This is a genomic window from Photorhabdus akhurstii, assembly GCF_019090985.1.
Classification (GTDB): Bacteria; Pseudomonadota; Gammaproteobacteria; order Enterobacterales; family Enterobacteriaceae; genus Photorhabdus; species Photorhabdus akhurstii.
Map to the genome: position 1 here is coordinate 5,254,023 of NZ_CP020335.1, position 17,527 is coordinate 5,271,549.

A 17,527-nucleotide genomic window follows, 5' to 3' on the forward strand; every position below is an offset into this window, starting at 1 on the left:
GACAAAGTGAATTATCACCAATACTACCCTGTTGATGTGGTTAACGGCCCCGGAACCCGCTGCACACTGTTTGTCGCCGGGTGCGAACATCAATGCCCCGGTTGTTATAACAAAAGTACCTGGCGGGTGAACTCCGGCCAACCATTTACACAGGAAATGGAAGATCGTGTAATTTTTGATTTACAGGACAAACGCATTAAACGACAAGGGCTATCTTTATCTGGCGGCGATCCTCTACATCCACATAATGCCCCCGCGATCCTGAAATTGGTAAAACGGGTTAAAACAGAGTGCCCAGACAAGGACATTTGGCTTTGGACAGGTTATCTGCTAAAGGAACTTAGCGAAATTCAACGGGAAATTGTCAGCTATATTAATGTGCTAGTGGATGGCAAATTTATACAAGATCTTTATGAACCCGGTTTACTATGGCGTGGTAGCCGCAACCAGATTATTTATAGATTAAGATAATTTTATCGCTGCCAGCAGATTTTCTTACCAAATCCAAGCGTATTATCAGTCATCTTTATTTCATTGAGATTCAATTGCCAAATAGGTGTTTTAGCAGCAATTGCCACAGGAAAACGGCGGCAATAACGTGCTCTGGCCGCTTTATCTTGTTCACCTTCAAGACGAATGACTTCCCCTTTGAATTGAATACCCTTTATCTGTGCAATATTTCGAATCTGCCCAGCAATGGTACCTGCAACCTGCGGGTTTACCTGCATCATTTCACCGTGGCGAGTATGCAGTTCAGTCATAAACCAGAAAGCGATCTCATCGGCATTGAAAACATAGAAGCAATTTGCACACCAAATATCATCACCGGTTGCTGTACAAAGCGTTAGGACATGCTGTCTTGCGAGGTATCTATGGATAATCTGAAAGTTTTCAGGAGCGTTCACACTCTCTCCAATAGCAGGATTATATCTGCCTGGAAGCCCAGAACCACGCCGGGATAAACATCATCCTACGGCGTGTTCTGACATCTCCTGACAGGGCCAGGGTTCAGTATGTTCTACTATAAATTAGTTATAGATTTCAGCAACACCTGATAATTGATTCTTACCGCCAGCAGAGATAATGCGGAAAGAAGATGCCCCTGCTTTGTCAGCTTTTTTGGACAACTCGGCACTTAGGGTTTCCAAAGTATCAGCCCCCGTGACAGAAACTACGCCAACTTTAGAAGAGGAAGCAGTTTGAACTTCTGTTGCCGCCATACTACCAAAAGAGATAGCACTTAAAGCTAAAGCAGCAGCGATATATTTTACGTTTTTCATACTATGATCCTTGATCAATTTTTAGTTGAATGAGTTACTCTCTGTGATGTGGATCATAGTATGCTCTAAAGGCCGGAATAAAAATTAGCAATTATTGCTATTCTATTTCAATTTTTTTGAATAAATAATGCGACGTATAGCAAATTGATATGTAACGGGTCTTATAAAACTGTTATATTATAATAACTTAAACTAAATTATTCAGAAAAATGATATAGAAAAGCGTTCGAGTAAAATATAAATATCAAAAATAGAAAATTCAGAAAAAAATTATATGGCCGAAAATCAATGGGTTCTTTACTTACTGAAAACAAAATCTGGCATGCTTTACACCGGGATAACGACAAATATTCATCGCCGTTTTGCACAACATGAAAACGGGAAAGGGGCAAAATCACTGAGAGGGAAAGGACCGTTACAGCTGGTTTTCAGCAGTCATGCCGGAGACCGCTCCAGTGCCTCACGGCTGGAATATCAAGTAAAACAATTAAGTAAACAGCAAAAAGAGAGGCTGGTTATTTGCCAGCCCGTCTGTATATCAGAATATTTAGCATCAATTAGAAACGGCCAAAGTGTGGGGAATAAGTAACCAGTCCCTGATGGTCAGCCAAAAAACTATCAGCTAATTCATATACCTGAAAATAAGATTCATACGTTGGCCACTGGCAATACAATTGGTGCTCACTAGCAAGCGTAAAACCAAACCGGTGATAATAGTGTGGATCACCTAAAACAACGACGACGCCATAACCAAATTCATTCAGGCTATCCAAACCTTCATACACCAGCTTTTCACCAATTCCCTGCCGGCGATATTCTTCTGCAACCGCTAACGGCGCCAGACCAACCCATTGGTGATCTTCACCATTAATATCCACCGGACTAAAAGCCACGTAACCGATTACCTGGCCTTCGTCATCTGTGGCAACCACGCCTAACGTCAATAGTCCATCTTCCCGCAATTGTTGAACTAATTCCGCTTCTGCCGGGGTATCAAAAGATTTCCGTAATAACCGATCTATTCCCGCTGCATCTACCGGAATTTCTACCCTGATCAACATGATAATCGCGCCAGATCGTGCTGATCCGCGCCCTCCGGCAAACTCGTTTTTACACACTCAGCCAATTGCAACAAACCTGCACAGAGAACAGTAAGAATGAATTTCAACGCTATCGCATCTACCAAATTTTTAACACACAACCCTAATTCCGTACGGATAACTATCAGAATCAGATCATTGGCTTCGTCGCTGAAACTAACCTCTTCCTGCTTATACTGGTTGACAACTAAATGACTAGCACGGACAGCAGTAAACCAGCACAGAGTAAGATTGTGGATTTTTCCTAACACAGCTCAGACTCCTTACTTGATAAAGTAACGTAGCTATTTAGCCAAAATATATCGGCATTCCCCGATCCTACATCAAGAATCCAATACAGACCTAACTGTAAATATTACCTTTTAATTATTGTGGCAATATCTGACTATAAACTGCGCTAAATCAAAACATCTCACCACTCATTCAATTACAATAACTAATCATTTATTGTTTTATTCCGGTATTTTATATGGAGTAACTTTGTCCTACTAAAAATTTATTTGCGTGACAAGTTATACAGATAACGAAACAGATACTCATTTATATTTGTCTGAAATATGATATCGAAGCCCGTTATCCCTCAATCTGATGATGAAATAAAATATCGTACAAACATACAGTTATGGAAAATTTTGTAAACATAAGTTGCATACTAAAATTAAAATTTACACATACTGATTATAGCCGATGACAAACTTTTGGCTTAATGTATGGCTCCAGTCTATACGTATTTTTGAAGTTATTTAGAGAAATAATGTTAAAAAACACTCATAGACTTTATTAAGATTCTCTTCTGGATTGATTATCCTCAAGCTGAATTTTCACAAATGTATATAGTTTAGTCTTTATACAATAAATAGGAATGATGTATGGAAGGCCAAGATATTTATTCAAAATTCATTGGTAAGAGGATAAAGCTATGGATGGATGAGCGTTTCCCGCTGCAAAATGCGCCGCTTTTCTTTCTCTTTTATATCATCAGTTATTCCGTAGCTTTTTATTCAATAAGGGAAAAACCTGTTTTATCATGGGAAATCCTGCTCGGTTGCCTGATGTCCTTCTCCTATTTTTTACTATTACGGATATTCGATGAGCATAAGGATTATCAACTGGATTGTGAACATCACCCACAGAGGATTTTACAACGCGGTATTATTACGCTGAAAAATCTACGGGTGCTTGGTATCTGTTGTGTCGCATTACAATTGGGTGGAAGTCTATTTTTAGATAGAGGAATTGGTTCAGTTACTTTTGCCTGGCTATTGGTATTTATCTGGACCTGTCTTATGGGCAAAGAGTTCTTTATCGGTGATTGGTTAAACCAACACCTTACTTGGTATGCCATTTCCCATATGCTGGTAATGCCGCTCATTATCTGGTGGTTGGGCAATATCGCCAGCCCTAATCTCACATTCACTTTCCCAATATGGGTCTTAATGGGGTTGTGCTTCTTCTCTGGATTCAGTTTTGAAATTACACGCAAGTGTAAAGGTCCAGATGAAGAGCGCCTGGAAATACCGACCTATTCATCTATTTTCGGCAGAAAAGGGGCTGTCGCTATTATCGCGGCATTACTCACCGTCATGTTGATATTACAGATTTGGCTAATCCGTATCACCACTGATGGTATAGCGTTATGGGCGTTAATTATCTTGGTCGTTTGTTATGCATTGTGTCTATGGCAATTAAGTAAATTCCTCCGTAACCCCACTATCCAAAATCGCAAACGCGATGAAGCTGTCGTGGGAATATTTATGGTGCTGGGTTACTCGGTTTGCACTGCCAGCATCTTAATAAAGCTTGGGTTTGCTTAGGTATTAAAGGAAATATAATTATGTTGCAAAAGAATATCCAATCATATGTAAGTGATGCATCAGATAATACCACTGATCACATAGAAAACTGTGCGCGAGGTTCTATTCTAGAATTGTCACGTGACATATTCAGCATCAAAAAACACCAAGGAGCATCTGCCGTCCGTACAGAAACAACTCAAGTAAAATTATTGCCCCGCCGCCACCTCTACACCTACACCGAGGAAGCGCGACAAAAACGTCTGGATTATTTGGCAAAACATACCGGGCATGCATTGGAACACGTGGCAAATACTCAGCTGGATGCGACCAAACTGACAAAAACCATTGAGGGATTTATTGGTTCAATAGAAATCCCTGTGGGGATAGCCGGCCCTCTCTTGATAAAGGGACAATACGCTCAAGGGGTATATTATGCTCCACTTGCCACCACAGAGGGCGCTTTAATTGCTTCGGTATCCCGTGGTTCTTCCGTTATTACGCAATCAGGGGGAACGACCGCGCGTGTACTTGGTCAACGCATGATACGAGCCCCGCGTTTTGAATTTCATAGCGTCTCGCATAGCATTATGTTCAGTGATTGGATCAAAGAACATATCAGCGAATTACGGTATGAAATAGGACGCCATTCAAAACATGCGCAATTGTTGGAAATAAATCCACATATCATCGGTCGCAGCGTCCATTTGCAATTTATCTACAATACCGCCGCCGCGGCAGGTCAAAACATGACCACCATTTGCACTTGGTACGCATGTCAATGGATCCAACAACAGTTAGCCAAAATGGCGTTTATACCACTACGTCACTTTATGATCGATGGTAATACATCTAGTGATAAAAAGGTGTCTTATCAACCTTTCATCGAAGGTCGTGGAACTCGTGTAGTGGCTGAGGTTTATTTAGATGCTGAATCCTGCCAGCAAATCTTGCGAGTCACACCACAACAACTTGTCACGGCTTATCATCATGTCTGCGAAGGCGCTATTGCCTCAGGGATGATCGGCATGAATATTAATGCGGCCAATGTGATTGCCGGGATGTTTACCGCTCTAGGGCAAGATATTGCCTGCGTACATGAATCGTCAGTCGCCCACCTGCACATGACATTAACTGCCGATAACCGCGTCTATTGCAGTATTACACTGCCTTCTCTGATCATCGGTACTATCGGTGGCGGAACTTATTTACCACACCAACGTGAATGTCTGAACATGTTGGGCTGCACCGATGAAAACGGCACTGCCCGCCTGGCGGAGATCATCGCCAGCTATTGTCTGGCCCTTGATATTTCAACACTATCAGCTATTGCTGCGGATGAGTTCGCTCAATCACATGAAAGACTTGGCCGCTATCGCCCTGTCACCACCAGCAATATTATTGCACATACCCCACAGGACCTTGATCTCTCCTTCTTCCAGCAAGCAGATTTTAACCCTGTGTTACAAGGCGCCCATTTAACCACGATCAATCCTAAATTTTCTGGCGGTGATGAGCACAGCATGCTGACAAGTCTGAGCTCAAATTATGCGGAACGTTTAATTGGCTTATTTCCTTTTTCTATGACGACATCCGCACAGAACAATTTACCCGTGATGCTGAAACTGAAACCTCTGGGGAGTGAGGTCGTCAATATGGTACTGGATATCGCCAAACACTGTTCTCCTGAGTTGTTTGCTGTTTTCCAGGACTTTGAACATCAGCTTGAATTTAATCAAAGCCATAGCCGTGAGCTGGCTATTATGAATCAGCAAGATCCACGGTTGATGCGTTATATTCCAATTATCTATGGTGTGATTGAAAACGAAGCAACCGGAACTTATGCCCTGATTGAAGAATTGCTCCACGATATGGTGTTAATGAACAACATTAATCTGGAAACACCTTGGGAGCAGCGCCACCTTGAAGCTGCCATCCGAGGAATAGCAGATATTCACGCTATCTGGTTGGGACGAGAAGAAGAGCTCACGTTGAAGTTCCCACAACTGCAAATTGCGAATGCCGATACGGTTTCACAGATGAAGCCCCTGTGGCAAAAACTGGGCAATTTTATTCACCAAACGTTCCCTGAGTTGTTTACCGTCGAAGAACAAGACGATTTCCAGTACTGGGTAAACAATACCGCAACTTGGTGGAAGGAAATCGAACAGATGCCAAGGACATTGATTCACGGTGATTTCAACCCACGCAATATTGCTTTCCGGAAACAGGAAACTGAGTTACGTTTATGCGCTTGGGATTGGGAGTTGTCTACTTTACATCTACCACAACGCGACCTGGCAGAACTTCTGGCCTTTAGCTTAGACCCACAAAGCGACGCAGATAAGGTAGCTTATTATATTGAACTACACCGGGTTGAACTTGAGCAAAAATCGGGGCTATCTCTTGATCCAATAAATTGGCGTCGCGGCTATGAATTAGCACTGCGTGATTTATGGATGAGAAGAATTCCACTTTATATGATGGCCCACAATGTTGTTGGCTATCCATTTATGGAGCGCACAATGAAAACTCTCCGCTGGCTTATTTCATTAACACGGAATTAATAATCAACCGAATAAACTATTTAATTTTACTCTTCCTCTAAAATAAGGGTGCAGCAATAGCTTGTAATACATTCATATCTTATTGATCTATTCACGCCAACAATATTACGTGCAAATAAGACCATGATGTAAGCAAAGTATACTATTGCTGCATTGGTGGAATAATATGAAATATCTCTACACTCAAGATAACGCTATTGAATTGGCGGAACACTCCTTAGGTGGCAAAGCGGCTAATTTATTATGGCTTACGCAAAACGGTTTTCCTGTACCTAATTATTGGGTCATCAGCAGCGAGGTACTAAATAGCCTGCTTATCAAAGATACATTTGCAAACAATATTATAGAACAGTTGGCTGCCGTACCACGTGATATCAGCCAGGAAAAACTCGATACTATTGCTGCGCCATTGCGTCAGTGGATACAGTCAATTTCACTGCCTACTGAATTAGAAGAAGAATTGGCTCTCTTATCGGAGAATCACCCAGATACATTTTTCGCTGTTCGCTCATCAGCCATTGGCGAGGACGCCGCCAATGCCTCTTTCGCCGGGCAGATGGACAGCTACCTATTTCAACGAGGTAAATCAGCGCTGATCAATAGCTTACGCGCTGTGATGGCCTCAGCTTTTAACACACGTGCATTACAATATCGCCTACACAAACAGCTACCGATGGGCAATATAAGTAGTGCTGTCATCATTCAAAACATGGTTGCCGGTGAGGTTTCTGGCGTCATGTTTACTGCCCACCCAGTGACAGGCAGCAGGCAACATTGCCTAATCTCATCCGCCTGGGGTACCGGAGAAGGTGTGGTTTCCGGCGAATGCGATACCGACGAATTCTCAGTTCATCTCACTACATCGGAGATTGAACGCCATATCACACAAAAAGAGACAGCAAGTGTTTTCGATACCACCAATGGCAACGGTACAATAACAATACCCGTCGCAGAAGAAAAACAGTGGAAACCGACCTTACTCGATAATGAAATCTATGCATTACGAAATATTGGCAAAAAAATCGCGGCAGAACGGGGATGCCCACAAGATATCGAATGGACAATTCAAAACCATAAAATCTTTATTCTACAGACCCGGCCAATAACCCGCTTGCCACGTCAGGATGATCAAAGCGAGCGCCATATTATCTTTGATAACTCCAATATTCAGGAATCTTATTGTGGAATAACAACACCACTAACCTTCTCTTTTGCTCGCGCCGGTTATGCCACCGTCTATGAACAGACAATACGTGCCTTAGGTTGCTCGGATAAACAAGTTAACCAGCATCGTTCCATGTTGGAGAACATGCTCGGTTTAATTAAAGGCAGGATCTATTACAACATCAACAATTGGTATAAAGGGCTATTATTACTCCCCTCTTTCCAAACCAATAAAAAAGATATGGAAAGAATGATGGGGCTGGAAGATCCAGTTGATTTTGTTGAGGATAAAACGCTTTCACCGGGCGACAAAATAAAGAAACTGCCAAAAATGGGGTGGGCATTTCTGCGCCTGTTATATGCCTTTAGGACTATGGATCAACGGGTAGAACTATTTTTAGAACAGTTCAAATGGCATGACGCCGCCATAAAACAAGCAGAACCGCATACTTGTAACAGCGGCCAACTAATCGAGAAACTGAAATATCTGGATGAACATCTGCTACGACGCTGGACGACGCCGATCCTGAACGACTTCTATGTGATGATGTTTAATGGCCGGGTAAACCGAGAGCTAATTGCTGCCGGTATTGAGAATTCATCTGCATTATTAGGTGATCTCCTCTCTGGGGATGAAGATATTGAAAGCACCCAACCAACCAAAGTGCTATTAAAAATGTGCCAATATGCACGCCAGCACCCTGAGTTGCGCAACCTATTGACCCACGGTGATGCTCGTACCCTGCTGACCCAAGTACGCCACCTCGATGAACCATTCCACCAGCAGTGCATCGATTATATTAAAAAATATGGCGATCGCACGATGGGGGAATTGAAGCTGGAAACCATCACGTTAAAACAAGATCCCAGCTTTCTATTTCTGATACTAAAAAACTACCTTGCTATCGATACTCTCACCCCAGAGACGTTATCCAGCCGAGAAAGAAAATTGCGTACTCAGGCCGAAAACACGGCATTTCAGCAAATACACGAGCGACTTGGCTCCAGACGCATGAACGCTTTCAAAAACAATTTGCAGAAATTGCGCCAGGCGATACGCCACCGGGAAAATATGCGCTTCACCCGGACCCGTATGTTTGGGCTATACCGGGATATTTTCATACAACTTGGTCAAGCCTATGCACTAGAAGGTATCCTCGCTGAACCCCGCGATATTTTTTATCTCACGTTAGAGGAGATCTACAGCGGCTACGAAGGAACAGCAATACAAACCCAACTTAAGCCTTTAGTTGCTATACGCAAGCAAGAATATGCCAGCTACGAAACCGAGGATGAACCCGCTCATCACCTTTTCATTAGAGGCTCGCTGTATCAACAGCAAGATTACAGCTATCCCTATCAGGAAAAGCAGGCCACAACTGATAGCAGCGTGCTACAAGGCATAGGTTGTTACCCAGGGCAGGTTGAAACAACTATCCGATTAATTAAAAACCCACAAGATGAAATGTCGCTGGCAGGTCAGATCCTATGTACTGTGCGTACCGATCCGGGGTGGGCGCCATTATTCCCTACCGCCGGTGGATTACTCATCGAGCGCGGTTCGACTCTCTCACATTCCGCCGTTGTCGCCCGTGAACTGGGTATCCCCGCAATTGTTGGCATTCCTGCCGTCACACAAATTTTGCAAGACGGCGATCGCGTACGCATGGATGGCGCAACTGGAAGTGTTGTCCGCTTACACGACACCACAACAGAAGAACAAGCATCAAGGAGTGAACATGTCTAATATCTTCATGGGAGAATGGTCTCCGGCCAATCCACTGCCAGAAGGTTTTCTTGACCTTCCGCCAATGATTTATCGCGATTGGCCGCTTTGGCCTGGCGAAGACCGGGAAAAAGTGCAACAACAGTTCAGTCCAAAGAATTCCTGGTTTAATCACAGTAAAGCTTGGATTGGCTGCATTCCTGGGAAAACCCGTCTTGTCGGCTTTTTAGTACCTCATAGGGTTGATGGCCGATCTGCCGCATTTTTCGGCTTTTGGGAAACGGATAATGACATAGCAAGCAACACCATGCTGTTTAGCGCCTTGGAACAATGGGCCAAGGAAAATGGTGCGCGTAATCTCTACGGACCCATTAATTTCTCAACTTTCGGAGATTACCGCGTTCGACTTGATCATTTTGAGGTCCCTCCCTTTGAGCATGAGCCTTATAACCCTCCTTACTATCCTCTTTTGTTAAAAGAGTTAGGGTTTGATATCCGTTATCGCTATATCTCACTATTCGACGATACTCAGGCAATAGCAGGCAACTTTCAGCAAGCTCATCAACGCGCGCAAAAACTTCCTGATATTCAAGCAACATTATTGCCGTTAACACCGGAATTATGGATGCAAGAACAGGTTAAACTTTATTCTTTTATCGACTCGGTATTTGGCGAAAATTTCGCTTATACCACGCCATCTTGGTCAGCATTTCAACAGCACTGTGGTGAGGAGTTTATTAAACCTTTTTGCCGTTATCCTGCCTCATTTCTGGCTAAAACCACCAACGGCGAAATTGCCGGGTTAATTCTGAGTCTGTCTGTTCTACAAAAAGGTCAGCCCGCTATCGGGTTGTTGAAAACCGTGGCAGTTGCACCGCAATACCGGGGCAGTCGGCTGTACAACACGCTATATTACTCATTTGAACAGAGCGCCAGGCGTATTCACCCACGTCTGGGAGGCGCTCTGATGCGTGAAGATAATACATCTCTCAAGACCGCAGGACGGCTTTTTAATACGCTGGCTGCCACCAAGCATCAATATGCGCTTTATTACAGGAGGATCGCATGACAAATATTTGTCAACCAATTGTCAATGCAGCCCAAAAACATCCCGAGCATTTAGCCCTGCAAGTGCCACATTCATTGGAGCACAGTAGCGGCTTAAGCTTTCAAGCGTTTTTTTCTCATGCCTCCCATTTCCAGCGTCTATTAACCCAAGCCGGCTTCGTCGCTGGCGATCGCTTGTTGGTGATTATTCAACCAGGCTTAGTCCTGTATCCATTGCTTATTGCTATTCTGGGTTTAGGACTAGTTCCAGTTATGCTTGAACGCGGGCTTTCCAAAAAGCAACTGAGAGAGATACTGCGCCGCAGTAAATTATCGGCAGTGATCACTCAACCTACGTTAGGAAAATTCTGGTTTTTGATCCCTGAACTGTGGCGACTACGACGTTTTGTCATCGGCCAACGTATCTGGGGCATGAAAGCGCTGGAAACACCCAGTCAACATTTATCTTTAGATAGCTTTATCTGCCGAGATTTACCGCCGGATACAACCGGGTTAATTACCTTTACCTCAGGCTCCACCGGCATACCCAAAGGCGCAAACCGCACTCATGACAGCCTGCTAGCACAACTTTATGCCATAACAGCGCTTTTTACTGAGGGAAAGAGTGAGATTGACCTACACAGTTTCCCCGTTATGGTGCTGCACTCATTATGCTGCGGCAACAGCAGTATTCTGCCTGATTTTGACTTTGCCTATCCCGCAACCGTTGATCCGCAGAAGATCGTCAAGCAAGTACAAGACCAAGGTATTACATGCCTCAGCGGCGCTCCCGCCTATATGAGCAAAATTACCGGTTATGCTAAGAGCAAAGGGTTGTCATTCCCCAACGTGCGAACAATCATTGTAGGTGGTGCGCCTGCCAACAAAGCTCTGCTTGAAAACTGCCTGACCGTCTTCCCACATGCTCAGCATTTAGTAGTCTATGGTTCCACCGAGGTTGAACCGATCAGTACCGTCGAAATGACGACTCAATTAAACCACTGGGCAACTCATGATGGTTATTTGGTCGGAAAACCGGTGACACAAGCAGAAATATGTATTCGGGAAATAACTGCCAACCCCCAACAAATTATCCCACTGGCCGCCGGTAATATCGGTGAAATCTTGGTTGCCGGGCCTCATGTGCTCAAAGACTATATTGATAATCCTCAAGCAACGAAAGAAAACAAGCTCCCACGTAAACAGGGGGGTATTTGGCACTGTACCGGCGACGTTGGTTATCTGGACACCACAGGACAGCTCTGGCTACTTGGACGGGTAAAAGACAAAGTGGTGCTAGATGATGGCCGTATCGTTCATCCCTATGTACTGGAAAAAAGGATCAATGAACTACCAGAGATCACTCAAAGCGCATTCGTGTTACATCCTTTAGGCGGTGCCGCTCTGATACTGGAGAGCGCCACACTACCGGCAGATTTACCCGCTATTTTAGACCAGTTGGCGCTCACACTAGTTACCCGTATTTATTATGTTAATTCTATTCCGGTCGATATTCGTCATAACAGCAAAATAAACCGCATTGCTCTGACAAATATGCTCAGAAAAGGCCAATTGTCCTCCGTTCCATACAAGGAAAAATAAGGAAAAGTTATGAACAATAATCATTTTATTATCCAATTAAATAGAGCAGACTATATTACTATTGGTGGGGCGGTATTTAGCGCTCTTGCCGTGGCAGCCGCATTACAACATTGGTATTACTTAGCTATTGCGTTTTTATATCTTGCCATGCTTGGCGACGCGCTCGATGGTATTTTAGCCAGAAACTTAAATATTACGCGCCCATTTGGTCGTTATCTTGATGGATTTATGGATCAACTTATTTACTTGATCTCTCCAGCTATTATTCTCTACCTTTCCGGTTATCAATCTTGGTATTCCCTGTTTATTATCTTAATGATCATTAGTGGTTGCCTGCGATTATCTGTATTTAATGAAGTCGGGAATATTAAGAATGAAAACCAGCTCTCCTATCTCGGTATGCCCGTATTCTGGAGCTTATTTATTATCAGTGGTTACGCTTTGGTAAGCTTAGTCGTCGAGCCGTGGTTAAGCCATCTCTTACTGACATTAGCGCTCCTTACATTCAGTATCGCTATGTTATGGGATCGCCCGTTTTATAAATTCAAGAGTCTCAATACTATCATCAGTACAACACTTGCAGGATTTGTTTTATTTACCGGTCTTCATTTCTGGAGTCTTTATGTTCAATAGTTTTTATCATGGATGGATTTTAATGATCCCCGTCATCCTTGGTGGTTGTTTACACATGGTAATTGTGACGAAAAACTATTTTGCCCGCTGGGCTATTCCAATACATCAACGTTATTTCGGTCGCAACAAGACCTGGCGCGGTTTTATTGTTGTACCCATTATTACCGCGCTATTTTCGCTATTGTGGTTAGTTCCCGGCACCGGAACACAGGACACTATTATTCCCCAGACTACTTCCTCCTGCTTATTTGCCGGTTTTCTGGCGGGTTTCGGCTATGTTCTTTTCGAATTACCGAACTCTTGGCTAAAAAGGAGGCTCGGCGCACCTCCGGGAAAACACCCGGAACAAAATAAGCGATTGTTTATTTTATTCGATCAACTTGATTCTGCTATTGGCGTCACAATAGCCTATTTTATTTATCTTAATCTTACTTATGTCGATGCATTTTCTGTTTTCTTCTGTTTTTTAATCAGCGCTTTTGTCGTTAAGAATATACTGTTTTTGCTTTCGCTGAAAAAAACGAGATTCTAAGCGAGGAGATCAGATAGAAATATTGCAGGAAAATGGCTTCCTTTAACGGAAGCCTCTTAGAACAAGCAGATCTTAAGTATCACCACCAACGGAACACACTTTCTGTAGTATTACTTCGCAGTTAAAGATAACTCAACACCACATGCAGCAGCATAACGTTTAAGTGTGTGCCAACTAGCTTTCGTTACATTCTTCTCAATACGGGTAACCGCAGACGGATTAATTCCCATCCGTTTAGCTATATCTATTTTCTTTAGACCCGCCTTTTCCCGCCACTCAGTGAGTTGTTCCAGCAGCTCATATTCTTCTGTAGCCTCAACATAAGCTTGTATAGCTTCCGGTGTATTAAGAAGACGCTTTCTCACTTCTGAATGTGAGATAGGAGTTACTTTAGCCATATGTCATATCCTCCAATCGTTTTTCCATCTCATATCGGTGAAATTGATCGTTCCTGACAGCACACCGAAACTATCATTGGTTCTGTTATATGATTCTAAAAAAACAATACATAGAGAGATATTTAATGATAAGTACTAATTATTAATGTGATTACCATAACTTTATCTACCCAACTGAATTACATAGATAAAAAATTATAATGAGTATAAAAATAGAACATATATACACCACTCTATCTGGTCATTTTGCTATCGCACTAGAATAAATCACGAATTAGGAAACATAAATCATCACTTAAACACCCTACGCAAATAATAGGTTATTTTCCTTAATTCACCATTACGCACCATACTTATCAAAATTCCTAACAGAGTATAAACCCCACCAAGAACCAGCATCATGGCAATATCTCCCAGTACATTCTGTACTGGCAATCCCATTTGGTTAACACCGGCAATCGCTTTCGTTGCCCAAGTCGATGGTAAAGCAGAAGAAATTGCTCTCACCCAATCAGGCATTGCCTGTACCGGCCAGACTGTGCCGGAAATATAGAACACAGGCGTGGTAAGCAAAGCGATCGTTAAATAGATCATTTCTACACTGCGCATACATTCTGTCACTAATTTACCTAATCCGAGTACCGCCAACATAAACAAGAACGTCAGCATTAATAGCAAAAGAATAGACGCCTCCTGTCGGTATCCCAACACCCACGGCCAAAGCACAAAAAAGATGATGGAGAGAAAAAGCCAAATCGGTAATAACGCCGACAACGCTCCCAAATAGACAGGCAATGGCGGTTTACCTTTCGGTGTACCACGTATCGTAATACTGACCCGCACACAAGATATCAATAACGAGTGTTGTAATAACATCACCAACAAACCGGGAAAAACAATTGCGGCAAAACTAACACCAGGATTAAATAGCCCAACAGTTTCACTACGAATCGGCATCAGTAATAATTCTGTCTGTTCAGGGCTAAAACCATATTTCAATAATAATTTACTGTTATATTCGTTTAGCAATTGCCGGTGGGCTGAGGTTAACTCTTGCTGAATTTGTCCATTGGCAAGACGACTTGTTGCATCACCATAAATCGGAAAAGTGATATTTTTTCCATTAAGAATATTTTTCTCCAGATCCGCCGGAATAATAATAATCGCAAAAATTTCACGTAGCAGTAGATCATGACGAGCATCAGCTAAATTATCATAGCTGTGGACAGCAATTTTAGCCGTAGAATTAAGCTGGCGTATCAAAGAGCGACTAGCAGAGCTGTGATCCTGGTCGATCACAGCAACCGGTAGATCCCATACTGTTGGCCGGACATATACCAAACTCATCATACACAAGGAAACCAACATCAACATCCACATGGGCTTTTCCAACATTCCCATTAATACCCGGCGAAAAGTTTGCCAATACATCTGCATTATTCATCACCCTGTGGCAAACCAAGTCGTTTAAATAACCGGTTTCGTACTAACAGAAAGCAAACAACCGGATAAATAAGTAATAAAGCACAAACAGATAAAATACCCAGCAAAGAAACCTCTCGCAGAAAAATATCAAACATCGCATTTAGCGCATGCGTCAAAGGCTCAATATTGGCAATTATTCGCGCCGGCAATATCATTGATAATTCTGGCACTGACATACCTGAAAAAGTCGTCGCAATACTGACTAGCACTCCAATTAAACTGTAAGCCGTCAATGTGCTATTAGTGAAAGTAAACAGCAACAGGCCAATACTTTGAGCGGCAATGACATAGAAGAAACCCACTATTACCATATATATCGGATTACCATTCACTTTTGCATCAAATACACCAATCAGAGCGGCCAATTCAACAATCAACAACAGAGTAAAAAACAGGGTATAAGGCGCCAATTTTCCCAATAGAGCGAAAGTAAATGGTTTCATTGTCATCAGTGTCTTGCTGCGTGCCATGCTATAAATCGTGCAGGTTACAACAAAAAGCTGTAATAAATGGATTGTGGCCGCAAACTGCTGATAATAGATGTAACTACCGCTGGCATTAAAAAGGCTGTCATAAACGAGCGTAACATTGGCTAATGGCGGTAACTGATGACCCATTTCCGTCGCCAATATGGAACGGTACTTCGCATTAATCTCTGCCATTAAACCACTGAGATCTTGAATAGAATAACTTCCGGCACCATAAAACAACGCGTTGTAATACATACGCACGGTTGGCTGGTTTCCTCTGAGCGCATTAGCTTCAAAATCGTGTGGGATATAAAGTAAAGAGTAATCCTTAGCATTGCCAAGCCTCTCAAGAGATTCCTGTAATCCGCCATCATAAGATTTAATCTGCGCATGAGAAGCCGCATCCAGGTTACGTATTAGATGACGTGACAGCGGACTCTGATCATTATCAACCACCGATACTGGCAGATTGAGCAACGTCCCTTCTGAGAAATTAGCGCTGATCAGCACAAATAACATCAACGGAAATAACCAGCTTAGCCAGTGAAAAACTGGGCTACGAATCACAGCCCGGATTTCTTGGCTAAAAGCGCGTTCGAAACCACGCCATACAACCTTGCTTCGCATCAGTCACCTACTTATCCCAACGCCACAAGGCACTCATACCAGGACGTAAACCTTCAATAGGCTGTAAGGAATACAAGCGCACTTCAAAGGTTCTTAAATCGAAATCACCAGTGGCGCGAGTGGCACGTTTAGTCGCGTAATCACCCATCGGAGAGATATAACGAACTTCGGCTTCAACCTCTTTATCACCTAGCGCAGGAATACGAAGTTTGACTTTATCCCCTTTGTGTACCTTTGCCAGAATGTCTTCCCGCAGGTTATAAATAAAATAAGCTTCTGGTACACGGATTAATGTCACTAAAGGACTATTAGCACTAAATAATTCACCAACTTCTGCCGGAATCGGCCCCACTTCCCCCGCGACAGGCGCTTTGACTTGCAAATCATCACTCTGGGTTCGCAACTCAATCAGTTGCTGTTCAGCCTGACGTAAAGCTGCTGCGTATTTCTGGCGCAATTCAATCCTGTCACCATGCCTGCCTTCATCCAATGCCGCTTTTGCGCTCTGCATTTTCTGATAAGCAACATCCCTACTTCTGTGAGCATTATCTAGATCGTTTCGTGAAACATAACCTTTAGATGCGACATTCTGAATGCGCTCATATTCACGTACCGCATTATCATATTCGGCCTGAGCTTGTGCCAAACCCGCTTCCAAATTCCGAATACTTTCTTCACGGGTTCCATGAAGAGATTGTTCCAACTGCGCTTTGGCTTGATCACGAGCAGCTTCTAATGAAGCAACCTGGGCCAGTAATTCAGGGCTTTCAAGTGTAATCAGCAACTGGCCTGCTTTAACATCATCTCCCCGTTCAATGTGACGTTTGATCACTCGTCCCTTAGCTTTAGACGCCACAATCACTTCCGGCGCATCAACTTCACCTTGCAACAATAAATATTGGTTATGAGAATGAAACAACACAGCCATTGCTGTGAGCAAAATCACCAGTAAAATCGTAAAAAGTGTTCTTTTTTTCATGATGTCTTACACATCCAAAATTACCCGACTCAAAACTAACGTTATAGCTTCGCATTGTTCTACGGAAAATTTCTTATATATTCGTGCGTATAATCACTGACAGAAAGGAAGACGCTTTATAATA

The 17,527-nt window shown here is 43.0% G+C and carries 17 protein-coding genes; 9 read left to right on the forward strand and 8 right to left on the reverse strand.

Going from position 1 to position 17,527, the window contains the following annotated elements:
• Window positions 1-6 precede the first annotated feature (6 nt).
• A complete protein-coding gene (nrdG, locus tag B0X70_RS22485; protein WP_217470441.1) occupies window positions 7-471 on the forward strand; it encodes an anaerobic ribonucleoside-triphosphate reductase-activating protein in 465 nt (154 codons plus the stop codon).
• 2 nt (window positions 472-473) lie between these two features.
• Here the strand turns inward: nrdG and B0X70_RS22490 are convergent, their stop codons facing one another.
• Window positions 474-905, reverse strand: a complete 432-nt coding sequence (locus B0X70_RS22490) for a YhbP family protein (RefSeq protein ID WP_105394850.1) — start codon at window positions 903-905, stop codon at window positions 474-476.
• A gap of 123 nt (window positions 906-1,028) precedes the next feature.
• Window positions 1,029-1,280, reverse strand: a complete 252-nt coding sequence (gene bhsA / locus B0X70_RS22495; protein ID WP_036776459.1) for a multiple stress resistance protein BhsA — start codon at window positions 1,278-1,280, stop codon at window positions 1,029-1,031.
• Between the two features lie 274 nt (window positions 1,281-1,554).
• Between bhsA and B0X70_RS22500 the strand changes: the two genes are divergently transcribed.
• Entirely contained in the window at window positions 1,555-1,869 is a 315-nt protein-coding gene (locus B0X70_RS22500; protein ID WP_036776461.1) for a GIY-YIG nuclease family protein, read from the forward strand.
• On the opposite strand, the gene B0X70_RS22505 is transcribed toward B0X70_RS22500, so the two are convergent.
• Together B0X70_RS22505 and B0X70_RS22510 are read right to left on the reverse strand one after the other, a co-directional pair.
• Window positions 1,838-2,341, reverse strand: a complete 504-nt coding sequence (locus tag B0X70_RS22505; protein WP_217470442.1) for a GNAT family N-acetyltransferase — start codon at window positions 2,339-2,341, stop codon at window positions 1,838-1,840. The two genes, B0X70_RS22500 and B0X70_RS22505, sit on opposite strands and share 32 nt — an antisense overlap.
• A complete protein-coding gene (locus tag B0X70_RS22510) occupies window positions 2,335-2,631 on the reverse strand; it encodes a hypothetical protein (RefSeq protein WP_214066819.1) in 297 nt (98 codons plus the stop codon). The genes B0X70_RS22505 and B0X70_RS22510 overlap by 7 nt, the downstream gene beginning before the upstream one ends.
• Window positions 2,632-3,249: 618 nt before the next feature.
• Here B0X70_RS22510 and B0X70_RS22515 point away from each other — a divergent pair.
• From B0X70_RS22515 to B0X70_RS22545, 7 genes are all read left to right on the forward strand, one after another.
• On the forward strand, window positions 3,250-4,194 hold the full coding sequence (locus tag B0X70_RS22515) for a prenyltransferase (protein ID WP_214066820.1): 945 nt from the start codon (window positions 3,250-3,252) through the stop codon (window positions 4,192-4,194).
• 20 nt (window positions 4,195-4,214) lie between these two features.
• Window positions 4,215-6,740: a hydroxymethylglutaryl-coenzyme A reductase family protein gene (locus B0X70_RS22520; RefSeq protein WP_217470443.1), complete on the forward strand. Its 2,526-nt coding sequence runs from the start codon at window positions 4,215-4,217 to the stop codon at window positions 6,738-6,740.
• A gap of 166 nt (window positions 6,741-6,906) precedes the next feature.
• Window positions 6,907-9,651 (forward strand): phosphoenolpyruvate synthase, encoded by a 2,745-nt coding sequence (locus B0X70_RS22525; protein ID WP_246593370.1) that lies wholly within the window; start codon window positions 6,907-6,909, stop codon window positions 9,649-9,651.
• Window positions 9,644-10,699 (forward strand): hypothetical protein, encoded by a 1,056-nt coding sequence (locus B0X70_RS22530; protein WP_217470445.1) that lies wholly within the window; start codon window positions 9,644-9,646, stop codon window positions 10,697-10,699. The genes B0X70_RS22525 and B0X70_RS22530 overlap by 8 nt, the downstream gene beginning before the upstream one ends.
• A complete protein-coding gene (locus tag B0X70_RS22535; protein WP_217470446.1) occupies window positions 10,696-12,279 on the forward strand; it encodes a fatty acid CoA ligase family protein in 1,584 nt (527 codons plus the stop codon). The genes B0X70_RS22530 and B0X70_RS22535 overlap by 4 nt, the downstream gene beginning before the upstream one ends.
• Before the next feature lie 9 nt (window positions 12,280-12,288).
• Window positions 12,289-12,912, forward strand: coding sequence for a CDP-alcohol phosphatidyltransferase family protein (locus tag B0X70_RS22540; RefSeq protein WP_036776478.1), 624 nt, complete (start codon window positions 12,289-12,291; stop codon window positions 12,910-12,912).
• Window positions 12,902-13,444, forward strand: a complete 543-nt coding sequence (locus tag B0X70_RS22545; protein ID WP_036776481.1) for a CDP-archaeol synthase — start codon at window positions 12,902-12,904, stop codon at window positions 13,442-13,444. The genes B0X70_RS22540 and B0X70_RS22545 overlap by 11 nt, the downstream gene beginning before the upstream one ends.
• Before the next feature lie 110 nt (window positions 13,445-13,554).
• Here the strand turns inward: B0X70_RS22545 and B0X70_RS22550 are convergent, their stop codons facing one another.
• The 4 genes from B0X70_RS22550 to B0X70_RS22565 form a co-directional block, all read right to left on the reverse strand.
• Entirely contained in the window at window positions 13,555-13,842 is a 288-nt protein-coding gene (locus B0X70_RS22550; RefSeq protein ID WP_011148593.1) for a type II toxin-antitoxin system RelB family anti-toxin, read from the reverse strand.
• Window positions 13,843-14,133: 291 nt separating this feature from the next.
• The gene (locus tag B0X70_RS22555) at window positions 14,134-15,279 is read right to left on the reverse strand and encodes an ABC transporter permease (RefSeq protein WP_217470447.1); all 1,146 of its coding nucleotides are present in this window, start codon (window positions 15,277-15,279) and stop codon (window positions 14,134-14,136) included.
• Window positions 15,279-16,424, reverse strand: a complete 1,146-nt coding sequence (locus tag B0X70_RS22560; RefSeq protein ID WP_217470448.1) for an ABC transporter permease — start codon at window positions 16,422-16,424, stop codon at window positions 15,279-15,281. Before B0X70_RS22560 ends, B0X70_RS22555 begins: the two co-directional genes overlap by 1 nt.
• A 7-nt stretch (window positions 16,425-16,431) precedes the next feature.
• Entirely contained in the window at window positions 16,432-17,403 is a 972-nt protein-coding gene (locus tag B0X70_RS22565; protein ID WP_036776487.1) for an HlyD family secretion protein, read from the reverse strand.
• Window positions 17,404-17,527: the final 124 nt, after the last annotated feature.